Origin of the sequence: Vibrio zhugei (assembly GCF_003716875.1) — a bacterium.
Lineage (GTDB): Bacteria > Pseudomonadota > Gammaproteobacteria > Enterobacterales > Vibrionaceae > Vibrio > Vibrio zhugei.
Genome location: NZ_CP033077.1, coordinates 721,834 through 743,992, shown reverse-complemented (window position 1 = coordinate 743,992; position 22,159 = coordinate 721,834). Strand labels below are relative to the sequence as shown.

22 protein-coding genes are annotated in these 22,159 nt (G+C 44.9%); 13 read left to right on the top strand and 9 right to left on the bottom strand.

The window, feature by feature from the left end; translation table 11 throughout:
* Window positions 1-2: 2 nt before the first annotated feature.
* Complete coding sequence (locus EAE30_RS03485) at window positions 3-1,484, bottom strand: hypothetical protein (RefSeq protein WP_123014686.1); 1,482 nt, start codon at window positions 1,482-1,484, stop codon at window positions 3-5.
* Window positions 1,485-1,858: 374 nt separating this feature from the next.
* Here EAE30_RS03485 and EAE30_RS03480 point away from each other — a divergent pair, with 374 nt between their 5' ends.
* Genes EAE30_RS03480 through EAE30_RS03465 form a run of 4 tightly spaced genes read left to right on the top strand, consistent with a single transcriptional unit; the run spans window position 1,859 to window position 5,928 of the window.
* The gene (locus EAE30_RS03480; protein WP_123014685.1) at window positions 1,859-2,812 is read left to right on the top strand and encodes a YbgA family protein; all 954 of its coding nucleotides are present in this window, start codon (window positions 1,859-1,861) and stop codon (window positions 2,810-2,812) included.
* Window positions 2,802-3,593, top strand: coding sequence for a MerR family transcriptional regulator (locus EAE30_RS03475; RefSeq protein WP_123014684.1), 792 nt, complete (start codon window positions 2,802-2,804; stop codon window positions 3,591-3,593). The genes EAE30_RS03480 and EAE30_RS03475 overlap by 11 nt, the downstream gene beginning before the upstream one ends.
* 9 nt (window positions 3,594-3,602) lie before the next feature.
* A complete protein-coding gene (gene phrB / locus EAE30_RS03470) occupies window positions 3,603-5,015 on the top strand; it encodes a deoxyribodipyrimidine photo-lyase (RefSeq protein ID WP_123014683.1) in 1,413 nt (470 codons plus the stop codon).
* A gap of 1 nt (window position 5,016) precedes the next feature.
* Window positions 5,017-5,928 carry a L,D-transpeptidase family protein gene (locus tag EAE30_RS03465; protein ID WP_123014682.1) on the top strand — a complete coding sequence of 304 codons (912 nt, stop codon included), beginning with the start codon at window positions 5,017-5,019 and terminating at the stop codon, window positions 5,926-5,928.
* A 60-nt stretch (window positions 5,929-5,988) separates the two neighbouring features.
* On the opposite strand, the gene EAE30_RS03460 is transcribed toward EAE30_RS03465, so the two are convergent.
* Entirely contained in the window at window positions 5,989-6,261 is a 273-nt protein-coding gene (locus tag EAE30_RS03460) for an Lpp/OprI family alanine-zipper lipoprotein (protein ID WP_123014681.1), read from the bottom strand.
* Between the two features lie 336 nt (window positions 6,262-6,597).
* Here EAE30_RS03460 and EAE30_RS03455 point away from each other — a divergent pair, with 336 nt between their 5' ends.
* On the top strand, window positions 6,598-7,932 hold the full coding sequence (locus EAE30_RS03455) for a DEAD/DEAH box helicase (protein ID WP_164711780.1): 1,335 nt from the start codon (window positions 6,598-6,600) through the stop codon (window positions 7,930-7,932).
* An 81-nt stretch (window positions 7,933-8,013) separates the two neighbouring features.
* On the opposite strand, the gene EAE30_RS03450 is transcribed toward EAE30_RS03455, so the two are convergent.
* Both EAE30_RS03450 and EAE30_RS03445 read right to left on the bottom strand, forming a co-directional pair.
* Entirely contained in the window at window positions 8,014-9,654 is a 1,641-nt protein-coding gene (locus EAE30_RS03450) for a methyl-accepting chemotaxis protein (RefSeq protein WP_123014679.1), read from the bottom strand.
* Window positions 9,655-10,007: 353 nt separating this feature from the next.
* Window positions 10,008-10,925 (bottom strand): IS5 family transposase, encoded by a 918-nt coding sequence (locus EAE30_RS03445; RefSeq protein ID WP_123014678.1) that lies wholly within the window; start codon window positions 10,923-10,925, stop codon window positions 10,008-10,010.
* A gap of 246 nt (window positions 10,926-11,171) precedes the next feature.
* Between EAE30_RS03445 and sbmA the strand changes: the two genes are divergently transcribed.
* Together sbmA and EAE30_RS03435 are read left to right on the top strand one after the other, a co-directional pair.
* Window positions 11,172-12,446 carry a peptide antibiotic transporter SbmA gene (sbmA, locus tag EAE30_RS03440; protein ID WP_123014677.1) on the top strand — a complete coding sequence of 425 codons (1,275 nt, stop codon included), beginning with the start codon at window positions 11,172-11,174 and terminating at the stop codon, window positions 12,444-12,446.
* Between the two features lie 112 nt (window positions 12,447-12,558).
* Complete coding sequence (locus EAE30_RS03435; RefSeq protein ID WP_123014676.1) at window positions 12,559-12,810, top strand: DUF2999 family protein; 252 nt, start codon at window positions 12,559-12,561, stop codon at window positions 12,808-12,810.
* 81 nt (window positions 12,811-12,891) lie between these two features.
* Here the strand turns inward: EAE30_RS03435 and EAE30_RS03430 are convergent, their stop codons facing one another.
* Window positions 12,892-13,317 (bottom strand): organic hydroperoxide resistance protein, encoded by a 426-nt coding sequence (locus EAE30_RS03430; protein WP_123014675.1) that lies wholly within the window; start codon window positions 13,315-13,317, stop codon window positions 12,892-12,894.
* 235 nt (window positions 13,318-13,552) lie between these two features.
* On the opposite strand from EAE30_RS03430, the gene EAE30_RS03425 reads away from it, so the two are divergent.
* The gene (locus tag EAE30_RS03425) at window positions 13,553-14,203 is read left to right on the top strand and encodes an epoxyqueuosine reductase QueH (RefSeq protein ID WP_123014674.1); all 651 of its coding nucleotides are present in this window, start codon (window positions 13,553-13,555) and stop codon (window positions 14,201-14,203) included.
* Between the two features lie 39 nt (window positions 14,204-14,242).
* Here the strand turns inward: EAE30_RS03425 and EAE30_RS03420 are convergent, their stop codons facing one another.
* Window positions 14,243-15,607 (bottom strand): YjiH family protein, encoded by a 1,365-nt coding sequence (locus tag EAE30_RS03420; RefSeq protein ID WP_123015003.1) that lies wholly within the window; start codon window positions 15,605-15,607, stop codon window positions 14,243-14,245.
* A 392-nt stretch (window positions 15,608-15,999) separates the two neighbouring features.
* Here EAE30_RS03420 and EAE30_RS03415 point away from each other — a divergent pair, with 392 nt between their 5' ends.
* From EAE30_RS03415 to EAE30_RS03405, 3 genes are all read left to right on the top strand, one after another.
* Window positions 16,000-16,299 (top strand): isoamylase early set domain-containing protein, encoded by a 300-nt coding sequence (locus EAE30_RS03415; protein ID WP_123014673.1) that lies wholly within the window; start codon window positions 16,000-16,002, stop codon window positions 16,297-16,299.
* A 202-nt stretch (window positions 16,300-16,501) separates the two neighbouring features.
* Window positions 16,502-17,830 carry a peptidoglycan DD-endopeptidase ShyA gene (locus EAE30_RS03410; protein WP_123014672.1) on the top strand — a complete coding sequence of 443 codons (1,329 nt, stop codon included), beginning with the start codon at window positions 16,502-16,504 and terminating at the stop codon, window positions 17,828-17,830.
* Window positions 17,831-17,983: 153 nt separating this feature from the next.
* A complete protein-coding gene (locus EAE30_RS03405; protein WP_123014671.1) occupies window positions 17,984-18,334 on the top strand; it encodes a hypothetical protein in 351 nt (116 codons plus the stop codon).
* Window positions 18,335-18,620: 286 nt separating this feature from the next.
* Here EAE30_RS03405 and EAE30_RS03400 read toward each other — a convergent pair whose 3' ends face one another.
* Window positions 18,621-19,601: a porin gene (locus tag EAE30_RS03400; protein WP_123014670.1), complete on the bottom strand. Its 981-nt coding sequence runs from the start codon at window positions 19,599-19,601 to the stop codon at window positions 18,621-18,623.
* A gap of 292 nt (window positions 19,602-19,893) precedes the next feature.
* Between EAE30_RS03400 and ohrR the strand changes: the two genes are divergently transcribed.
* Together ohrR and EAE30_RS03390 are read left to right on the top strand one after the other, a co-directional pair.
* The gene (ohrR, locus tag EAE30_RS03395) at window positions 19,894-20,373 is read left to right on the top strand and encodes a transcriptional regulator OhrR (protein WP_479685939.1); all 480 of its coding nucleotides are present in this window, start codon (window positions 19,894-19,896) and stop codon (window positions 20,371-20,373) included.
* A gap of 95 nt (window positions 20,374-20,468) precedes the next feature.
* Window positions 20,469-21,083, top strand: coding sequence for a fumarylacetoacetate hydrolase family protein (locus tag EAE30_RS03390; RefSeq protein ID WP_123014668.1), 615 nt, complete (start codon window positions 20,469-20,471; stop codon window positions 21,081-21,083).
* A gap of 5 nt (window positions 21,084-21,088) precedes the next feature.
* On the opposite strand, the gene EAE30_RS03385 is transcribed toward EAE30_RS03390, so the two are convergent.
* Window positions 21,089-21,403, bottom strand: coding sequence for an AzlD domain-containing protein (locus EAE30_RS03385; protein WP_123014667.1), 315 nt, complete (start codon window positions 21,401-21,403; stop codon window positions 21,089-21,091).
* Complete coding sequence (locus EAE30_RS03380; RefSeq protein ID WP_123014666.1) at window positions 21,403-22,134, bottom strand: AzlC family ABC transporter permease; 732 nt, start codon at window positions 22,132-22,134, stop codon at window positions 21,403-21,405. Before EAE30_RS03380 ends, EAE30_RS03385 begins: the two co-directional genes overlap by 1 nt.
* Between the last annotated feature and the right edge of the window lie 25 nt (window positions 22,135-22,159).

The window sequence follows — 22,159 nt, the reverse complement described above, 5'->3', positions numbered from 1 at the left end:
GATCAATCTTGTCCTATTATTGAGCTTTCTTCTAGTTCTAATTGCTCTAACGTAAATGGGAACATTAAAATATTATGTAAAGAGACATTAGGGCGAGTGTTGGCTAATCCACGTCGCTCCCATGGATACAGCTTCAGCATTTGACGTAATATGTCATACAGTTCAGAGGCGGAACTGCCTTTGGAATTAATGAGCCAGCCTAGATGAGTACTATCGAGCCGAGCTAAGTAATCTCCAGGACCAGAGAGACTGTGTGTCATTTCTGTACAGGTATCAATATGCTCTGGGCTAGCATGATGCAGCATAATCACCGAATAGTTGGAATTTTTTAATTGGGTTTTAAACTCGACTAAGCGTTCCCACCACAGTGTTTCTGAGACCAACTTAGGAAGTTGTTTCCCTGAATCAAAGTCATACTGACCGCGCAGGCGATTAATGATTTTTCGAGCCCGTTGTTCATGTAAACTTTTCGACTTACGGGCTTTATCGAGTCCCAATTGCATTGCCGTTTCACGCTCATGTGCCAAGGAGTGAAAACGAAAACGTTGATACGCATTGAGAGCTTCGTGGTATTCAGTGAGTGATTCTAACGTTACCGACTGCTGGAGGTAAATGAGCGCAAGGACCTCATGATTAATGCTGGTATTGGCATTGGCGATAGTTTCCGCTTTGAATAACCATTCCAGCGCTAACTTAGGCATCTCTCGGCGTACGTCAATTTTCGCTTTATTAATGAGTGCCAAAATATGCATTTCATCAAAGCCATGTGTTTCTGCAAGGGTTTGAGCAATCGTTGTTGCTTGATGCGCATCTTCTATACAGCCCAATTCTAATAGAGCGGCCGCTCTAAAATCGAAAGTTTGTGCTTTTAACGTGTCATTGGGCGTGCTTTTCAGTAAATCTTCAGCCACCTCAAGCTCTGTCAGCATAGACGGATACTGCTTTAATAGGTACAAATCCCAAGAGAGAAAAATCCGAGATCGAATTTCCAGTTGGCCCTGACGGGTATGGTTGGCTATTTTCACCGCGAGTTCATGGGTGACTTTCGCCAAATTATACACGCTAGTGGCTCGCCACACATTTCCCAGACCGATCAGTGCTTGTATTTGTACATCTGTACTGTCTGACCATGCCGATAATTCAAGCGCGCGCGTCCAAAATTGCAGTGCGGAGTAGTATTTGGCTTGTTTCCAAAAAATACGAGCATGTATATGGAGAATCTCAGCGAGATAATCATCGGTTTCGAGGGTTTGCTGAAGTCGATAGGCGTGACGAATGTGTTTTAAGCCCTTTGGGAGCTGTTCGTTATCCAAGTAGAATTTTGCTGCCAACATCATGAGTTGCAGTACGAGGATGGGCTCTTGGGATGTCGATTCTTGACTTAAGAGGTGTTCAATCTTTTCACAGGCGTGGATGGGATCAACCATCAATTCATTATCAAGTTCTTGAATCGTTTCATCATTTAAGCGGCAATAATTCGTCAAATCTGTATACCCTTTGGCACATCGTATAAAATGTGTTGTTCCTATAATAGTAATGGACTTCTATTTCACGAGAATTACTATGATTGATAGCTGAATATACGCTTCTTTTTAGACTACTCGTTTCACTCACTTGCTCATTATACAAGCCTCTTAGCCATTGTACCTTACCATCATGTCAGGCAAAAGTTGATTTGATTAACAAACGGCTTTTCTCTTTCGATGTTAATTAAATTTTTACTGTGATTATCCTCATAATATATTGAAACATATTGTATAATTTTTCTTTTTTCATATTTGTACAATTATGGAATTTGTATAACTAAATCCCTTGTGTTATACCTATACAAAATATCTATTTGTACAATGGTGATTCGATGACAGCACAACCTATTTTAGTTGGAATCAGTGCCTGTGTCTTAGGTGAGCAAGTACGATTTGATGGTGGTCACAAGCGCAATGCATTTGTGAATGATGAACTGGGTAACTTCGTCGAGTTTTTGCCGATTTGCCCTGAAGTCGCGATCGGCATGCCGATACCACGTAAAGCGATTCGCTTGGTACGAGAAGACGAGCGCATTGCGTTGGTTGAAACCAAAGACGACTCGCAAGACTACACCGACGCAATGAATCAGTTCTCCATGTCGAAAGCCTCAGAATTACAATCCCTGCCGTTGTGTGGGTATGTCGTGTGTGCAAAATCACCGACGTGCGGAATGGAGCGCGTCAAAGTGTATCGCGAGAATTTCGCCGAAAAAGATGGGGTGGGTCTTTATACTCAGCAGTTGCAACAACAGTTGCCTTGGTTGCCCATCGAAGAAGATGGCCGTTTACATGATGATGTTTTACGCGAAAATTTCGTGACACGAGTTTTCAGTCTACATGATTTGTATGAATCACTTGGCGAAGCGCCAACGGCAAAAGATATTGTCAATTTCCATTCACGATACAAGCTCATGCTAATGGCGCATGATCCGCAAGCCTATCGATCATTAGGTCGTATGGTCGCGATTATTAAAGACTACGATCTTGACACGTTTATTGAAGAATATCGACTCGGTTTCATGCAGGCGTTATCCCATCGTGCCAGCCGCAAAAACAACACAAATGTGTTGATGCATTTTCAAGGCTATTTCAAACGGGATTTATCGAAAGCGCAGAAAGCTGAGCTGAGTCAAGTTATTCACGATTACCGCAAAGGGGTATTGCCTCTTTTGGCTCCAGTGACACTGATTAAACATTATTTAGCCATGTACCCCGATGAGTATTTGAGCCAGCAGCGGTATTTAGAGCCTTATCCACAGGAGTTAAGATTACGTTATGGTTTATGATGAACCCTTGTATACCATTCGAGAAGTCTCTGAAATAACAGGCGTTAAGCCCGTAACCTTACGTGCTTGGCAACGCCGCTATAGTTTAGTGCAGCCGCAACGTACGGAAAAAGGGCACCGCTTATATTTATCGAGTGATATTGACACCATTCGTCAGATTCAAAGCTGGTTGGCCAAGGGGGTTTCTATCGGAAAGGTGAAGCCGCTACTACTCGGTCAGCAGTCGGAAGATGAACTGGATAAAGCCAGTGAGCTCGCAGAATGCGCTGCATTGCTCGAGGCGTTGTCTACGCTGCATCGAAATAAAGCGCAACAGATTATTTCTACCGTGTTCAAAGAGTACCCCTTAGATTTAGTGGAAACCCAGTTTCTTAACCCGGTTATGAACACTTTAGAGCATGTCAAAGGCTCATTGCGCAGTCTCCAAAAAGGATTACTGCAGACGCTCATGCTAAGTACCTTAGTGGGCATTTATGAAGCGGAAAATAAAGTGCGCCATAAGCATCATTGTTTGTGTGTCAGCATGGACCCAGTAGGCAACATTCATGCGTGGTTATGGATGTTGAGATTATCCGAGCGTGGGCTCAATGTGACGTTTCTTGATGGCGTTGACGATTTATCCAGCTTACTCGCCAATGACATGCTTACGTCCTATTCCCATATTGGGATTTTTACGAATCGCAGTCTTACCTCGGTGCACTATGAACAGATTCGCGATATCCAAGCGAATTTCAGTGGTAAATGTTGCTTATCGGATGTGTTAACTACGTTGATGACCTAAGGATTGTATATGAAATTAGTCTGGCTACGCCGTGATCTACGATCGATTGATAATACTGCCCTCAACCGAGCGCTCGAGAGCGGTGAGCCTGTCGCTGCCTTGTTTATTGCAACGCCCAAGCAATGGGAAAGGCATGATATGGCGCCAGTTCAGGCTGATCTACTGTATCGACGTTTATTTGAGTTGCAAAAAGAACTGGATAAGTATGACGTTCCGCTCTTATATCGGCAGTGCGATGACTTTACCCAATCACTTGATCTGGTCATGGACGTTGCCTCAGAGCTAACGGCTGACCATATTTTCGTCAATAAAGAGTATGAAATCAATGAAACCTTGCGTGATGAGCGTGCCGCGCAATTGTGCCATGACGCTAAGATAGGGTGGAGCCAGTTTGACGATAAGTGCGTGATGACTCCGGGAACGGTTCTTAATCAGCAAGGCGAGTATTTTAAGGTATTCACTCCGTTTAAAAAGGCATGGCTCAAGAAGATGAGTTGGCCGACCATAGCCAAAACCGTGTCTGCTTCTCAGCGGGCACCATTATCGAATATGGCTCAGCAATGGCTGTGGTCAAAAGACCAAGCGTTCGATTACCCTCGTGTCGATAGTCGAGATTATGCCGTGGATTTTGATTCGATACGCCAGCAGTTACGTGCATTTTGCCAGCAAGCCATGGATGAGTATCACACGCAGCGTGACTTTCCCGCTGAAGATGGCACCAGCCTTCTGTCGCCCTATTTGACCATTGGTGCCTTATCTCCTCGACAATGCATGGCAAGATTGCATGAGGAGACACTATCTCGTCCAATGAGTGAAGGCGCAACCACTTGGTTAAGTGAGGTGATTTGGCGTGAGTTCTACCAACATTTAGTGTATTTCGAACCTCGTTTGTGTAAGGGCGAGAACTTTCATCGCTGGGCCAATCACATTCATTGGCAGCACAATGATGACTATTTTCAAACATGGTGTCAGGGGAGAACCGGGTATCCGATTGTGGATGCGGCCATGAGGCAACTGAACCACACTGGATGGATGCACAATCGATTAAGGATGATTGTGGCGAGCTTTCTTACCAAAGATTTGCACATTCATTGGCACCACGGTGAGCGGTATTTTATGCGTCAGTTAGTCGATGGTGACTATGCGTCGAATAACGGCGGTTGGCAATGGTGTGCCTCGACGGGGTGTGATGGTCAGCCTTATTTCAGGATTTTCAATCCCACCACTCAGAGTGAGAAATTTGATCCAACCGGTAAGTTTATTCGTCGTTGGGTACCTGAGCTGTCGGAATTGGACAATAAAACGATTCATCAACCTTGGAAAGCGACGCAAACGCTCAATTATCCTAAACCAATAGTTGATCATAAAGCGGAAAGAGAAGTAACCTTAAGCCTCTACAAACAGGCAAAAGGGAATGAATAACATGCTGTTGAAAGTTATCGTGCTGTTGGGGCTGTTGAGCAGTGCGATGCTATCGCCTGCCTATGCAACGACGTATGATCTGCCGATGAAAGACAGTCGCATTGTAGGTAACCTACAGTATCATATTGTTAAAAAAGGCGAGTCTCTGGCCCAAGTGGCCAAGCAGTACGATGTGGGGTTTCTTGCGTTGATGGCAGCGAACAAAGGAGTGGATCCCTTCTTGCCCAAAGCAGGCTACGTCCTCACCATTCCTTCACAAATCATTTTGCCTGACGTTGAATATCAAGGCATCGTGATTAATTTGGCTGAGTTACGACTGTATTATTTTGAGCCAAATAAACACACGGTCAGCATTTTTCCCGTAGGGATAGGTCGGATAGGTCGGGATACGCCAGTAATGAAGACGGTGATTAGCCAAAAACGTCCCCATCCGACGTGGACGCCTCCTCAGTCGATTCGCGCTGAATATGAAAAGAAAGGGAAGAGCTTACCGGCAGTTGTTCCTGCAGGCCCGGATAATCCATTAGGCGATTATGCGTTACGTCTCGCATATGGAGATGGATCCTATTTGATTCACGGTACCAATAAGAATTTTGGTATCGGATTACGGGTCAGCTCGGGTTGCATCCGTATGGAGCCGAAGAATATTGACTGGCTGTTCCATCAAGTCACCACAGGCACAAAAGTACGAGTGATCAATGACCCAGTCAAAGTCAGTCTTGAGCCGGATCATCATGTATACCTAGAAGCGCATGAGCCGTTAACTCGTAGTAATGGGTCGAAAGAGCATTTGGTTGTGCCTGCAGAACTGGGCTGGTGGTTGACGGAATTTCATCAGTCCGAGCAGCGAGCGAAAGCCGCGATTATGGCCAAAAATGGCGTGCCTGTGCGCGTTGCATCCCGTCCCGAATAGACATGGATATATGATAAAAAAGAGCCAGCATTTGCTGGCTCTTTTTTGAGATAAATTGGCTTATTTTGTATAAGACTGAGCAATATTATCAATGCGTTTGTTTGCGCGTTGAGCTTCGTCTTGGGCTGCCATAGCGGCATCCGCTGCTTGGTTTGTTTTAGACGCTAGCGCCGCATGCTCAGTTTTTAGTGACGCGACTTCATCTTTCAGTTGCTCAACTTGATTTGTTAAGTTATCGAGCTTAGATGTGCTTGCTTCGCCGTCGGTGCCCGATGCACAACCTGCCAATAAAAGAACTGATGACGTTGCTGCAGCCAGTAACATCTTGTTCATAATGAACTCCTTGATTATTGTCGTTTGTCGCGATGAATTATCGCAAAAGTGTAAGTAAAACTACTACCCCTATAGTGTAGTGCTAAATGCCATGACTCTGCGAGCCTGAAAGTAAAAAAAAACCAAAGATTTCATCAAGAAATGTCTATTTTTTCTTATCCTGTGTGAATCTGTGATCTAGATTCACATTCACAGGGCTTATGCATCTGGGTGAAACGGTCAGATTATTTGTCATATTCTCTATGCTTAATACTCGGTTTCGCGGTAATATACCCTGTTTTTAATTGATACTCTTTGCCTGAATGACGCGGGCAGACACTTAACTTGGAGAATCCTTTGCAGTTTAAAGATTTAGGCTTAGATAATCGTTTATTGAAAAACTTGTTGCACTATGATTTCAAAACACCGACTGAAATCCAGCAGCAGGCAATTCCGTATTCTATGTTAGGGAAAGACTTACTGGCCTCCTCAAAAACGGGGTCGGGGAAAACCTTGGCATTTTTGCTGCCTATGCTTCATAAATCTCTTAAAAGTAAGGCTTTTTCTGCGCGAGATCCTCGTGGTGTTATTCTCGTGCCTACTCGTGAATTGGCCAAGCAAGTCTATAGCGAACTTCGTACCATGTTGGCGGGGTTTAGTTATACGGCGACGCTGATTTCGGGAGGTGAGAACTTTAACGATCAAGTGAAAGCGCTACGTCGTTATCCACGTTTTATCGTGGCAACACCTGGACGTCTTGCTGATCACCTTGATCATCGTTCCCTGTTTTTGAACGGGTTAGAAACCTTAGTGCTGGATGAAGCGGATCGCATGCTGGATTTAGGGTTTGCCCCTCAACTGCGTCGTATTCACCGCGCAGCGAAGCATCGTCGTCGTCAAACCTTGTTATTTTCCGCAACGTTAGATCATGATCAAGTGAATGACATTGCCTCTGAAATGTTGAATGCGCCGAAGAGTATTTCAGTGGGTACGTCCAATTCTGTCGATAAAGACATCACGCAGCGTTTTTATCTTTGTGATCATTTAGACCATAAAGAAGCCATGCTTGAACGCATTCTTGAACAAGAAAACTATCGACAACTGATTATCTTTACGGCGACCCGCGCAGATACAGAACGTTTGACCGATAAGCTCAACGAGCGCGATCTCAAGGCGGTTGCTTTAAGCGGTAACCTCAATCAAACACAGCGTAATACCATTATGAGCCAGTTTGAGAGAGGTGTATTCAAGATTCTGGTGACGACCGATGTGGCTTCACGTGGCCTTGATATTTCCAATGTCACTCATGTTGTTAACTTTGATATGCCAAAGCATACGGAAGAATACGTGCATCGAGTTGGTCGTACTGGACGAGCTGGAAATACGGGCGATGCGATTTCGTTTGTCGGTCCGAAAGACTGGGAAAGTTTAAAACGTGTTGAACGCTACCTTCAACAGGAAATGCCATTTAGCGTGTTAGAAGGGTTAGAAGGTAAGTTTAAAGGGATTAAACCCGCTAAAAAGTCGGTTAATAACGTCGCTGATAATCGGGTGAAACAAAAAGCCAAACCGAAGAAAGTGACCAAGAAACCCGTGAAGCGCGATAAGAGTTTCTATAATAATGTGGATGTGGGCGATACGGTTTTCATCCCTAAAAAGAAAAAAGCGCCTATCGTTGATGACGATGAGTAACTGACTCCGTTTCTTGATTAAGCGATTCTAGGATAAAGAAAAAGGCAACCCATGGGTTGCCTTTTGTATATCAGAGTATTGCTATAGTGAGAACTTATTCAGTTCATGGTTTTGCTTCTCAGCCAGGCTTGATAATTCTTGGCTCGCTGCTGCTGATTGGGTAATACCGGCTACATTTTGACTGACGAGTTCGTAAATATTCGTCAGGTTTTTATTGATGTCCGCCGTCACATGACTTTGCTCTTCAGACGCACTCGCCACTTGGGTATTAATGCTCGTCAGCTCTTCAATCGTATCATGGATACGGTTGAGGTATTGACTTAACTGAGTTGCCATTTCTTGACTTTCATTGAGTGTGTCTAACGTTACAACCATACTGCTGTTTGCGGTGCCTGATTGAGTTTGCAGCTCTTCGATAATCGCTTGGATTTCTTTGGTTGAATCTTGGGTTCGCGCTGCCAGCATCCGGACTTCATCAGCCACGACCGCGAAACCACGACCTGATTCTCCAGCGCGGGCCGCTTCGATCGCTGCGTTCAATGCCAATAAATTGGTTTGTTCAGAGATACTTTGAATGACTTCGATGACCTGACCAATTTTCTCAGATTGTACTTTCAGGTTGCTGACCACATCCGCTGCTGCAGTCAGTTGATCCATCATCTTGTCATTGGCTTGCTGACTGGATGCAAACATTTTTAAGCTGTCTTCCGTGACTTCTTTTGCTTTCAGTGCGGCATTATCGGCTTGATGAGCGTTGTCTGTGACATTATTCGCCGTGCTTTCGAGCTGATTTACCGCAGAGGCGACTTGCTCGACTTCCTGCTTTTCTTGATCCGAATTGACGGACGATTGTGTCATCACAGCAGCCAGTTCAGTAGAAGCGGAGGCAACGTCTTCACTGACTCGAACCAGTGAGCTCATGGTCTCGCGTAAATGTGAAACGGTTGAGTTGATGTCTTTCGCCAGTTGCGCGATTTCATTGTTTCCTTCAACCTTAGCTTTCACAGTTAGGTTACCCGTGGAGACCGACGCCATCACGCTTTGTAGTTTTCGAATCGGCTCGACAATGATGCTTGCTAATCCCCAACTTGCACCCGCAGCAAGGAGCAAAATCACGATCAACCCTATGGTTGTATTGTCCATGACCGCTGAAGAATGCGTGGAATTGGCTTTCATTTCTTGCAAAGCGCGTTCATTCATTTGCGAGGATAAGGCATCAATGGCTTGAACCATTTCTTGGCCTTTTAAGCTATAGGTTTGAGAGGCTTGCGTATAGCGTTGCTCCAGAGCGCGATCCATACCACCCAGATGCTTTTGTTTTAGTATCGGCATCATGGTTTGCACAGAGAAATGCACATATTCATCGCCAGCTTTGCGTAACCGCTGTACGGCTTGGCGCAATTCAGGGACCTTACTCAATTGATCTAAGAGTTTGTGGTTCGCGTTGAGCTTTTTATTCAAATTGTCTTCTAAGGCATCTAAATCATCGGTACGAAACAAACTGTAGATGGCTTTAATACGCATACCATAGGTGTTATCGATGATATGGATCACCGCTTCTTTATTGTCGATCAGATTTTCAGTCGACGTTGTTGCTTGGTGAAAGCTACTTTTCAGTGTTGATGTGCTGTATGCAATACCAGCAAGCAACAACACCATTGTAATAATAACCGGCACGACAACCTGTAACTTTATAGACAAGTTACTGAGCATTTGGCGCATAATCAGTGGTCCTTTTTATCCTAAATAGAAATTGTAAAAAATGTATCAAAAGCTTAATTGTAGTTATTCGCCATAAAATAACGGCTATTGAGCAAAGGTTCATGATTTTGCCGTGAGAATGGATTTTAATCAACTGAATATTTATTAATAATACATTAGTATAATCATGTAATTATAATGAGATGCTTGTTTTTACAACGATTTTTCCCCTATTTCCTCGATACTGAATACCATCCTGAAAATACATTTTTCGTGTTTCTACCCACAAAGGATTATTACTTCTTTCTAATACGAAAGGGCGTTGTTGACCAAATAATCTTCGAGGAAGCCCAGCCCCAAGGGCTTTGCCCCGTTTAATTGACCGCTGATCTAACAGGCATACCGAGTCCTATGACTTTGTTCATCGCTTTTACCCCTGCGAGTGCTTCACCGACTTGGCCGTTGTAATCACGAAGAGTCAGTTTAGGACTGTTGAGCTGCTTGTAGCGATACATCCCGGTCTCCGACAGTGAACGTTGATGATAGTCCGTGTCTTTTTTCCACTGTTTCAACTCTCCGTTTTTCAATGCTTTGACCGCATCATTTCGTGGATGCCCGTCTTCCCAGTACCCCGCATTTGAACGAGGCACAATGGTGGGTGTCGCCCCTTTTCGTTGCAGCACCCTATGGCATTCTTTTGTGTCGTAAGCGCCATCAGCATAGACTTGTTCTATCCGTCGGCGTAATGGATTCAGCAGGGTAGGAAGCGCCTCATTGTCCGCCACGTTGACTAAGCTGACGACAGCGGATACGACTTCATGCGTTTCGGCATCGATAGCCAGGTGGAGCTTGCGCCAGATACGTCTTTTTTCTGTACCGTGCTTACGGGTTTTCCATTCGCCTTCACCATAGACTTTCAGGCCTGTTGAATCGACAACCAGGTGAGCAACTGGGCCTCGACTAGGATTACGATACTTCACTTCAACCGTTTTCGCCCGTTTGCTAACACAGCTGTAATCCGGTGAACGCAGCGGCACATCCATCAATCTAAACAGTGAATTGATAAAGCCTTCCGTTGCTCGTAGTGACAAGCCGAAAATTCCTTTGAGCATAAGCGCAGTCTCGATAGCCGTGTCACTGAACTGAAAACCTCTTCCCCTCCCTCCATGATGTTCTTGGCATTGCCAAGCATCTATCGCTTTCTCATCAAGCCAGAAGGTGAGGCTTCCCCTATTTACCAAAGCTTGATTGTACTCTTTCCAGTTTGTCATTTTACGCGTTGATTTGCCCATGGTCCCGTCCCTTGAAGATACTCACGGGATCTGATCGATGAATAGGCAAAAGGTTCCCGACATTTAGTCAACAACGCCATACGAAAGTGGCAATTTTTCACGGACTATATCTATGCGTATGTGATTGTAAATTTGAGATTTACACTCTGGTGTGGAATCAAACTGACGGGGAGGAGTCAAACATTTTATTGTCAATATATCAAAATAGACAAGATTGTTGTTTTTATCGCATATAGGGTGTTTTTTATGCTTAGTGCCTTTTTTGTAAAGCCGAAGTGGTTGTTTGGCTCTGTATTTTTCTGGTTTTTGTTCTGCATGCTTGCTTGGTACAGTGTGGTCAAAGGCATGGGCCCCAGTTTCAGTCTTGGAGAATGGGTAGGATATGGGTTTCCACATCGATTACCCAGCGGGGCGAGTAAAGCCGCTCAGCATAGTTATCAGTTGGCGGTAGAGCAAGCGTATGAAGTGTGGTTATCTCAGTATCTCATGGTATGTTTTGGCGTGTTTATCGGTGGGTGGGTGTGGCTGACCGATCACCCTTGGAGATACTGGTCTGTAGGCGGTTCGGGGCTGATTATTTTGATTGTCTGGTTTCAAGTGGAGGTGAGTGTGCGCTTGAATGACTGGTACGGGGATTTCTATAACTTAATCCAGACAGCATTGGGTCACCCGAATGCCATCAAGTTATCCGAGCTATATGGCGAATTGATGACGGTTGGCGTCCTTTTAATGACCGCGATTATTGTGTCAGTATTGAACGATTTTTTTGTCAGTCACTTTGTGTTCCGTTGGCGGACTGCATTGACGGAGTACTACACTTCGAAGTGGCAAACGGTTCGTCACATTGAAGGGGCATCGCAACGGATTCAAGAAGATACCATGCGTTTTGCTAATATCATGGAAAGCTTGGGAGTCAGCTTTCTTAATGCCGTCATGACGTTGCTCGCGTTTCTTCCCATTTTATGGCACCTATCAAAGGAAGTCCCCGTCTTGCCACTGGTTGGGCATGTGTCGCAAGGATTGGTATTTGTCTCGATCATTTGGTCGATTATAGGCACTGGCTTGTTGGCGATTACCGGGATAAAGTTGCCTGGACTTGAGTTTAAAAATCAAAAGGTGGAAGCTGGGTATCGCAAGGAGCTGGTGTACGGTGAGGACGATGCGCAGCGTGCTCAGCCCGTCACGTTAACCACATTATTCAGTCATGTCCGCTTTAGCTACTTTCGTCTTTACTTGCATTATGTGTATTTTAACATCGTTCGTTATAGCTATTTGCAGTTTGGAAATTTTATTCCTCTTATCATGTTGGCGCCATCGATTGTGGCTGGTGCTTTTACATTGGGAGTGATGCAGCGCATCATGAATGCGTTTGGTAAAGTGGAAGACTCATTTCAATATTTAGTGAACTCATGGACGACCATTGTTGAACTGCTGTCGATTTATAAACGCTTGAAAGCCTTCGAGCAGGCGATTGATCATGAAGCGTTGGATAAGCTTGAGTTCGAAACCATTGAAGACTAGGGTGAGTTAGGTAAAGCGTATGATCATCCTCCGAGATCAGCATCATGCAGTACACACGAATACGTAGCGATGATAAACTGCGATTACAGGTAGCATAGTGAAAGGTAGGAATATGAATCCAATTATTGCGATTTTAAAAGAAAATAATGTCAGTGACGCCCAAATTAAGGACGTTTTCGAAACGTTAACGCAAAATCCATTGGCTGCGATGGCCACCATCAGTCAACTAGGATTACCTCAGGAACAATTGCAGCAAGTCATGGCTGAAGTGATGCAAAATCCTAGTCTCATTAAGGATGCTGTCGATGAGCTAGGCCTCGACTTTTCTAAAGTAGAAGCGGCGAAAAGTCAGATTCAGCAGTAATGATGCGAGTATAGATAACAACAAAAAGGTCGTGAGCGTATCACGACCTTTTTCTTTTTCGCTAGAACGGCAAGCGCCGGACTACACGATGGTTAACATGACATCGATGTTGTTTTGTGTCGCATTAGAGTATGGGCAGACGACGTGAGCCTTCTCAGCCAACTCTTCGGCTTCTTCTTTACTTAAGTTTGGCACGTGAATCTTTAACTCGACTTCAATACCGAAGCCCGTTGGAATCGCACCAATGCCAACGTCACCGGTGACGGTGGTGTCTTTGGAGAGTGATACACCATCTTGCTTGGCGACGAATTGTAAGGCACCTAAGAAGCATGCCGAATACCCCATCGCGAAGAGTTGTTCTGGGTTTGTACCTGAGCCACCAGCACCGCCTAGCTCTTTCGGAGTTGAGAGTGTTAAATCCAATTTGCCATCAGTGGTTTTGGCTGAGCCTTCTCGACCACCTTTTGCGGTTGCTTCTGCACGGTATAAAACATTTTCAATGGACATGACGCCCTCCTTCAGTAGGTAAAAACCTTGCAGCCTTTTGTCTTGTTGTCTCGATGGAAACCAGACGTTAACTGCATAATGTCTAATTAACGTAAACGAGAGTCGGCCTAGCGGTTGTCATAGCTATGTTAGATCGTACTCAAGACGCGCAGAGACTGTCTGTTTTGCTTACCAAATAAGAAGTGGGTATCATATCGACATTTTCTCACCTTCAGAGTTAACAACGGATGCTTTCATGGGTAAACAAACCATAGTTCTCGAAACCCCTACACCCTCCAATAATGTGTTGCTCCATTCTTGCTGCGCACCCTGTGCTGGCGATGTGATGCAACGAATGAGCGATGCAGGGATTCGCTTTACGATCTTTTTTTACAATCCCAATATACATCCGAAAAAAGAGTATTTACTGCGTAAAGAAGAAAACATTCGCTTTGCCGAGCAACTGGGCATTCCGTTTATTGATGCCGACTACGACGTACAGAACTGGTACGACAGAGTGAAAGGATTGGAGTGGGAGCCAGAAAGAGGGCAGCGTTGTACAGAGTGTTTTGATATGCGCTTTGAACGCACAGCCCAATATGCTCACGAGCATGGATTTGACACTTTTACAAGCTGTCTTGGGATCTCGCGTTGGAAAAATATGACGCAAATAAACGATTGTGGCGAGCGAGCGGCTGCGCGTTATCCTGGCCTGATTTATTGGACCTTTAATTGGCGTAAGCAGGGAGGGGCTAACCGTATGGTGGAACTTGCGAAGCGTGAACGATTTTATCAGCAAGAATATTGCGGTTGTTCTTATTCACTGCGCGATGCCAATTTATGGCGTGATCAGCAGGGCCGAGAGCGCATTAAAATCGGTGTGCAATATTATGGTGATGAAGAATAAACACCGCCCAATAGGGCGGTGTTTACGGAATATTATGTATTAAAAGAGGCAATGCGCGACGCCAGCAATGACTGGCAGCGTAATGAGCGTACGTAATACAAAGATCATGAACAGTTCGACGATATTAACGGGAATCTTACTGCCAAGCATGAGCGCGCCCACTTCCGACATATAAATAAGTTGCGTCACGGACATGGCCGCGATGACAAAGCGCGTCATGTCACTCTCAATCGAGGTTGACAGTATTGCCGGGATGAACATGTCGGCAAAGCCCACGACGATAGTACTCGACGCTTCCACGGCTTCTGGTATGCCCAATAAGTGTAGATACGGGATGAAGGGTTTGCCGAGTAAGGAAAAAACCGCGGTATGCTCGGCCAATAATAGCGCGGCTGTGCCGAGCCCCATCACGACAGGTAACACGCCAAACACCATATCGACCGCATTTTGTGCCCCCGAAAGTAGCACCCCACGCAATGATTTCACATTGTCTGCTTTTGTCAGAGCCAGCTTAAGTCCCCAAGAAAACGCCGTTTCTCCTTTGGGCAAGTGGTTGGCGTCTGGTTCTGGTTGAGTGCCGTCAACAAAATGATCGCGTTTCCAGCAGAGCGGAGGTAAACGGGGAATCACGACCGCGGCAACCAGTCCCGCTAAGCAAATAGTGCCATAGAAGGGCAGGAACATTGACTCAAGACCGACTTGGGCAATCACGACCAAACTGAATGTGATAGAAACCGCTGAAAACGTAGTCGCGACCACCGCGGCTTCACGCTGCGTGTAGAATTTCTCTTCGTATTGCTTACTGGTTAAGAGAATGCCCACGCTACCATCACCAAGCCAAGAGGCCATACAGTCAATGGCACTGCGTCCTGGTAAATTGAACACTGGACGCATGACTTTACTGAGTAAGCTGCCAAATAATTCCAATAAGCCAAAATTTAACAGCAGTGGTAGGAGTAATCCTGCAAAAATGAAGACAGAAAAAAGTGTGGGTAGTAAATCCCCCAACACTAGTCCACCGGTATTTGATTCCCAAATCATTTCCGGACCGACTTGCCAAAACGTCATCACAACGGAGAGGCTGCCAAACAGACGCACGCTGAGCCATAGCCACGATGGATTGAACAGACCGTTGAGAAAGGGCTGTTGAGTAATGGCTTTTGGCTGCACCAGTTTAACCAACAGTGATGCCACTCCCATGAAAGAGATAATCACAGTAATGAGAGGGATGAGAGAACCCCCTAATAAGGATTGCAGTGACTTTGCCATGATCGCGACAGGAATAGTAAACGAGCCCTGATGCTGAATTGGGGCCATGAACAGGAACATCCCCAGTAAAGAAGGCAATAGAAATCGCCAAAAAGTGGCGGAAGCGATGGGACGTTTTTGTGCGTTGTTCTGCATCATTTATCTCATGTGACTAAGGGTTAATTCCTCCTTCCGTGGAATATTCATTCACTTAATGTCCCTGTTTAAGCGGTCGGAGAGAATATCTATTTTTACTGCTAATCGCAATACTATTCACCATTAATATTTAAATATTCAGACGGAACGGCTTTTTTACGCAATCGTTACCGTATTATTAATTTTAATAATAATGAATAACTTACCGAACAGTGCGGGAGGAAGACAGTGTGCGTGAGATACCTCATTCATGTAACAGGTTTCAGCGAGTTATTGGCAGAGCTTGCGTATTCTCATAGTTCGCACTATTTTTTAACGACAACATTGTGCATACAAACGAATGAACTTATTATGGTGATGTTGAGTGTTTTTTATACAAAACGGAGTTTGTTATGATCAATAAACGCTTTTTTAAAACAAGAGATGAAGTGGAAGTGACCTTTGATATTGAGGTGCCGGACACCGCATCTCAGGTGGCTATTGTCGCTGACTTTCTCGATTGGGAACCGCAACCAATGAAGAAAGTGCCTAAATCTCATCACTTTAAGTTTAAAACTCGCTTACCCAAAGATGGCCAGTTCCAATTTCGTTATCTCATGAATGATCAGACGTGGGTCAACGATCCGGTGGCGGATAGCTATATCCCGAATGGGTATGGCGAAGAGAATTGCTTAGTTTATACCCATGGTTAATGGGCTATGCAAACGTGTCAATCTTGTCGGTTTCGACGGAGCATGGAACTTTCTTCCAAGACGTGTGTACTAAGGTTGAATAATATATAGGCGAAGAGGCACGTTATGTGCCTTTTTTATGAGTTGTTTTCATCTCTCTGGTGACATTTTCCTCAGAAAGCCTTAATCTTGGAACAGTTTTATGAATTACACGGGTTAGATTGTGCAAATAAAGTCCCTGCTGCAGCGGTTTTCCGAGTTGTCTAAGCGACAAAAAGTCTTAATAATCGGTTTTCCGCTGATTGGAATGACGCTCCTCCCCTCCACATTTCACGACAATGGTCTGCACAAGCAAATACAGGTCAAGATACCTGAAAGCCAAGTGGTTGGCTCCATTTTGACGAAGCAGTTGGAACAGCAAAAACAGGTTCAAAATGTACCCGATTATGAGTACACCATTAAAACTGGTGATAATTTGAGTACCATATTCTCACGCCTGCATTTCCCATACAGTGATCTGATGAAGGTGATGGAAACCGATTTAAATTACCTTAAGCTGGATACGTTACAGCCTGGTAATACACTTCGTTTTTGGCAAACCGAGGATGGTGAGCACCTGCAAAAAATGGAGTTGATATTCGATATCGCCCACAGCGCGTCTTATACACTTAATTCTGATGGTGATTATGATTACCACGAAGTCAATTTGCCAGGGACGTGGAAAAATAGTGCTATCATTGGTACCGTCAATGGCACCTTTTCTCAGTCTGCACACCGTGCTGGCTTGAGTATTTCGGATATCGATCAGATCGTCACCTTATTAAAAGATAAAATTAATTTTGGTCGCGACTTTCGTGCCGGTGACAAATTTGAAGTGGTGCAAGCCAATCAGTATGTTAAAGGTCAATTGACCGGTTCGAGCGAAATAAAAGCGATTAAAATTTATAATCGCCATCGAGTGATTGCCGCGTATCTTAATAAAGATGGTCAATATTATGATCGTAATGGTGAGAGCTTACAAAAAGCCTTCCGCCGTTACCCAACCGCTCATCGTTATCGTATTTCATCTCCTTTCAATGCGCATCGTCGCCACCCTATTACCGGGCGGATAATGCCGCACTACGGGACCGATTTTGCTACGCCAGTCGGGACGCCAGTTTTGAGTACCGGGGATGGTGTGATTACCTTAATACGTCATCACCCTTATGCGGGTTTGTATGTGGTCGTACGTCATGACAGCACTTATACCACACGCTATCTGCATCTAAGTAAAATTTTGGTGCATCGCGGTCAGCATGTGAAGCGCGGACAAAAAATTGCTCTGTCAGGCTCGACCGGTCGCGTCACTGGGCCGCACTTGCATTACGAGTTGATCATTAAAGGTCACCCTGTCAATGCGATGAAGGCGAAAATCCCGATGGCGCGCTCCGTACCCAGTCAGGATCGTCAGCAATTCATTCGCCAGCGTGACAAAATGGATGTATTGCTTAATCAGCAAAGTGAGAAGTTAGCGCAGCACACCGATGACAGTGCGGTGAAAGACAACAGCTGATAGCGCGCATTGTCGTCTTTAAGGCCTGCATTTGCAGGCCTTTTTATTTTTTCCTTGGCGAATCGTAATCTCAAATGAGAGATGAGGCCGATTTTCAGTACCGACTTGAGCGCTTTATCGTTATAACTCGCCTTCATTGATAGAGGATACACTATGCAACAATCTGAGTTTGAAGCACTTGTGCTACGTTTATGCACCGATACGGACCTTCCGACTGCGCTGACTACCTTAAAAGCCAGTGAAGATGAGGAAGTGGTGCAAGCGGCTCAAGAGCTGACTGGGCAATTTGTGTTGGCGGAAGTCGAGGGTGAAGAGCGCATTTATCACGTCACCACAGAGACAAATGACCAAGGTGAAGAAGAAGAGTTCTTCGAGTTTGTGATGAATAAAGATGACGATGTGATTCGTTTCGTCGCTTGGTTTTTCGACACTCAATTTGGTTTAAAACGTAAAGATGTTTATCAAGCCGCTGGCAAAACGTACCAGCAACCTAAACGCCGTTAACATCGTTTGCAAAAAAAAACCTCCCGTGGGGAGGTTAAAAAATGAAGAGCTCAGTGGTTTCTGCCAGACCACCAACAAGAAGCACAAACGCTGCCTGCATTTGTCTTTATCATAAAGCACTTAGTGTGCCAAAGTTAAATTTTATTATCTTTCATATGGTTAGATATTAAGTGTCCACGTCAGTATGAGCGAATGCATTATGATAGGGCAGTGATTGCTGAAAAACGTGCAAAAAAATGGCCTAACCGAGGTTAGACCATGATGGTATTTGGCAGGAACCAGTACATTAAAAACTGTATTTCATGCCAAGGCGAATTGTATCATCGTCTGCGCCGTCTGCCGAATTAGCTTTGTAGGCGACGTAAGATTTGAGATTACGGTTGAATGTGTAGTAACCGCCCAACTCAACGAAGTCTTCACGGTCAATATCAGAGCCGCCATCGACATCGGTAGTATCTTTTCCGTAAATAGCTTGTACTCTAACTTGTTCAGTAATGTCATAAGCGAGCGCAAATTCCATGGTATCAAATTCGTTATCGCCATTGCCTGTATCGCCGGTTGAATAAGTTGCACCCATGTAAAATGCATCCAACGCGTAGCTGATACCCGCTAAGATTTGATTCGCTTTGTCTGTTGAGTTAGTGGTTGCGGTATTACCGTCAACACGCTCTTGATCCATTGAATAAGCCAGACCCAGTTTTAACCCCATAGGTAAAGCATAAGTGCCCGATACACCGTATGAGTCAGAGTCGTCGCTAGATTCTGCTTTATAAGTCGCTTGTAGATTCAAAGCATCAAAGTTACCACGGTAAGCGATAACGCCTTCTGTGTGATCCGCTGAGCCTTCAATACGTTTTTGCAGGCCAGTAAACTCACCGATGTCTGAGAATTTCGAGACTTGTACTGCCGCCATATCTTGCGCACCGAAGGATAATGCGTTGCCATGGACATCAATACCCGCATACATATAGCGGTTTTTCATTTTCTCATCGGAATCCTTGGCTTTTTGTTCAACTTCGTAGAAACCAAAGGCTTTAACGCCATCAGAAATCTCCGAGGTGCCTTTTAAGTTTAAACGAGCACGAGTTTGATCGCTCATTGTGCCATCAATCTCGGTACCATCGGTGTCTGCATTAAAGTCACCACGAAACTCAACCCGACCACCTACTTTAAATTCAGTACCATCTGCTTTATATACGGTTGCTGCTAGAGTGGAACTTGAAATAAGAGTGGCAAGAACCGCGGTTGCTAGAACTGATTTTTTCATTGTATTACCTTATCTATAATGAGGATGAGCTTCTTTGCTCTAACGTTTTGGTACGCTTAAATTTAGTGAACATAAGTGACGTTTTGATTACTCAAAATTGACATTTACATGTCATTTTTGTGGATTTACTGACAAATCACATGTAAACGCCGTTGCTATTGAAGCAGGAAAGGTCGTTTTATTAACAAAAGGCTTGGTGTCTATCGGCCTTTTGATGGCGAGGCGGGTGGGCAACGGATGATTTTTTTTTGAAATCGACGTATATTGTGGCTTAAGCAACGATAATATAATGATGACTATGAGTAATAAGACTGGCCAGCCCCATTCTGAAGGGACTGATGAATTAAGTGATGAACATTTGTTATTAGATAAACAAATGTGTTTTCCGTTATACAGCGCGGCGAATGCGGTTGTGCGTGCGTATCGTCCGTTGCTTGATGCGCTGGATCTGACGTATTTGCAATATGTTGTGATGATGGTGTTGTGGCAGTCGGACGGAGTCAGTGTTAAAGAATTAGGCCAACGATTGCATTTGGATTCGGGGACGTTGACACCGCTATTGAAACGGTTGGAAGTGAAAGGCTTACTGCAAAGAAAGCGGGGTGATCACGATGAGCGAGTGCGAACATTGCACTTAACCGAGCAAGGTCATGCATTGTATGCTCAAGCCGAATCCATTCCCGCCGCTATGTTTTGTAAGTTGCAGCTTGCCCCCGATGAAATGCAGACTTTAAAGCATTTATGTGAAAAATTGCTGACTCAATTACAATAATTGCCTCCAATTATAGGTACGATGAGCGACATTATCTTAGGTGGTCGACCTATTGTTTCCGATGAAAACTTCATACCAATGTTCAAGGAAGAGCTATGAATTCTGTTTGTTTTAATAATGTCTTGGTCACGCCGTCCAAAGTGCTCTGTGTCGGGCGAAACTATGTGGATCATATTAAAGAATTAAATAATGCCATCCCCGATCATATGGTGGTATTTAATAAACCCAATAGTTCGATTACCCAAACTTTAAAAGCCAAGCATCACGAACCTTTACACTATGAAACCGAGATATGCTTTATTGTGCAAAATGGCCAATACGCCGGGGTCGGGATCGGTCTTGATCTCACTAAGCGCCAGTTACAATCGCAACTCAAAGAGAAAGGACTGCCTTGGGAGCGAGCCAAAGCCTTTGATGGTTCCGCAGTATTGAGTAAATTCATCGCGCTCGAGGGCATCGACCCTGCTCATTTACAACTTGAGCTGCTGATCAATTGTGTTCGGGTACAAAAAGGTCAAGTGTCACAAATGATGTTTGCGCCCCACATCATCTTGCAGGAGCTAGGCACGTTTACCACACTAGAAGATTATGATGTGGTGATGACCGGTACCCCGCAAGGCGTGGGGGAAATCCACTCAGGCGACACGTTTTTAGCGCGATTAAAGGATCAGGAAACGACACTTATCGAGATTGAATGGGTCGCAGAGTAAGCGGGCTAGAGCACCACAAGGTGTAAGAGCAGAAAGAGCCCCATGCTGGCAATAGTCGTCAGTAATACGTTTTTAGTCTTCCACGCGAGAAAAATGGCCAAACAGGCAGACCACAAATACGGGTTATGTGTGCTGACCCAAAGGGTCTTTTCATGAGTGAATACAATTGGAGCCCATAGAGCGGTCAATACGGCGGGGCCAGAATACGCGAGGACTCTTTGCAACCCTGGGCGCAATTTTATCGGCAGCTTAGGTTCTAGAAATACATAGCGGCTGACAAACACAAGTGCCGCCATGGCAAATATCGATAGTATTGTCATTATTTACTCTTGCTCATCAAGGTTTCACATACGTAGCCTGTTACCATTCCTGCGGCACTGGCGAACATCAATCCGCCGGATATCTCTTGAACTTCAAAGACAACTGAGCACACTAAGGACACACTGACTGCGGCCAGAACAGGCAGGGATTTGGTGTTGGGAACGACGATGGCAATGAAGGTGGCTGCTACGGCAAAATCGAGTCCTAACGTATTGAGGTTGGGGATGTAGTGACCGGCTAATATGCCTATCACGGTGGCAGTATTCCACACCAAATAGAAACTCAACCCCGCGCCTAACAAGAACCATCGATCATATGGCTTGGCGGGTTTTTGCCCTGAAATAGCAAAAAGCTCGTCAGTGAGGAGAAAACCGAGCATCAATCGCCAGCGTAATGGCAAGGTTTTGATCGAATCACGCATGGCGATACTGTACAAACAATGTCGAGAAGTGATGAAAAGTGTGGTGAGCAACATCGTCACCAGCCCTACGCCACTTTTGAGCATGCCAGTCGCCACCAACTGTGCTGAACCGGCAAAGAGAATGGCCGATAAAGCTTGGCTTTCGAGCCCGGAAAGTCCTGCGTCCATCGCATAAGAGCCAGCCAATAATCCCCATGGCACCACAGCAATGCTCAAAGGAGAGATCGCAATGACGCCTTGCCATAGGTGTTGTATGCGTGCACGCGTCGGGATAGGTTCTTTATGCTGCGTCGGCGATATGGTTGACATCCTTGCCATTCCTTGATTCGAGGTG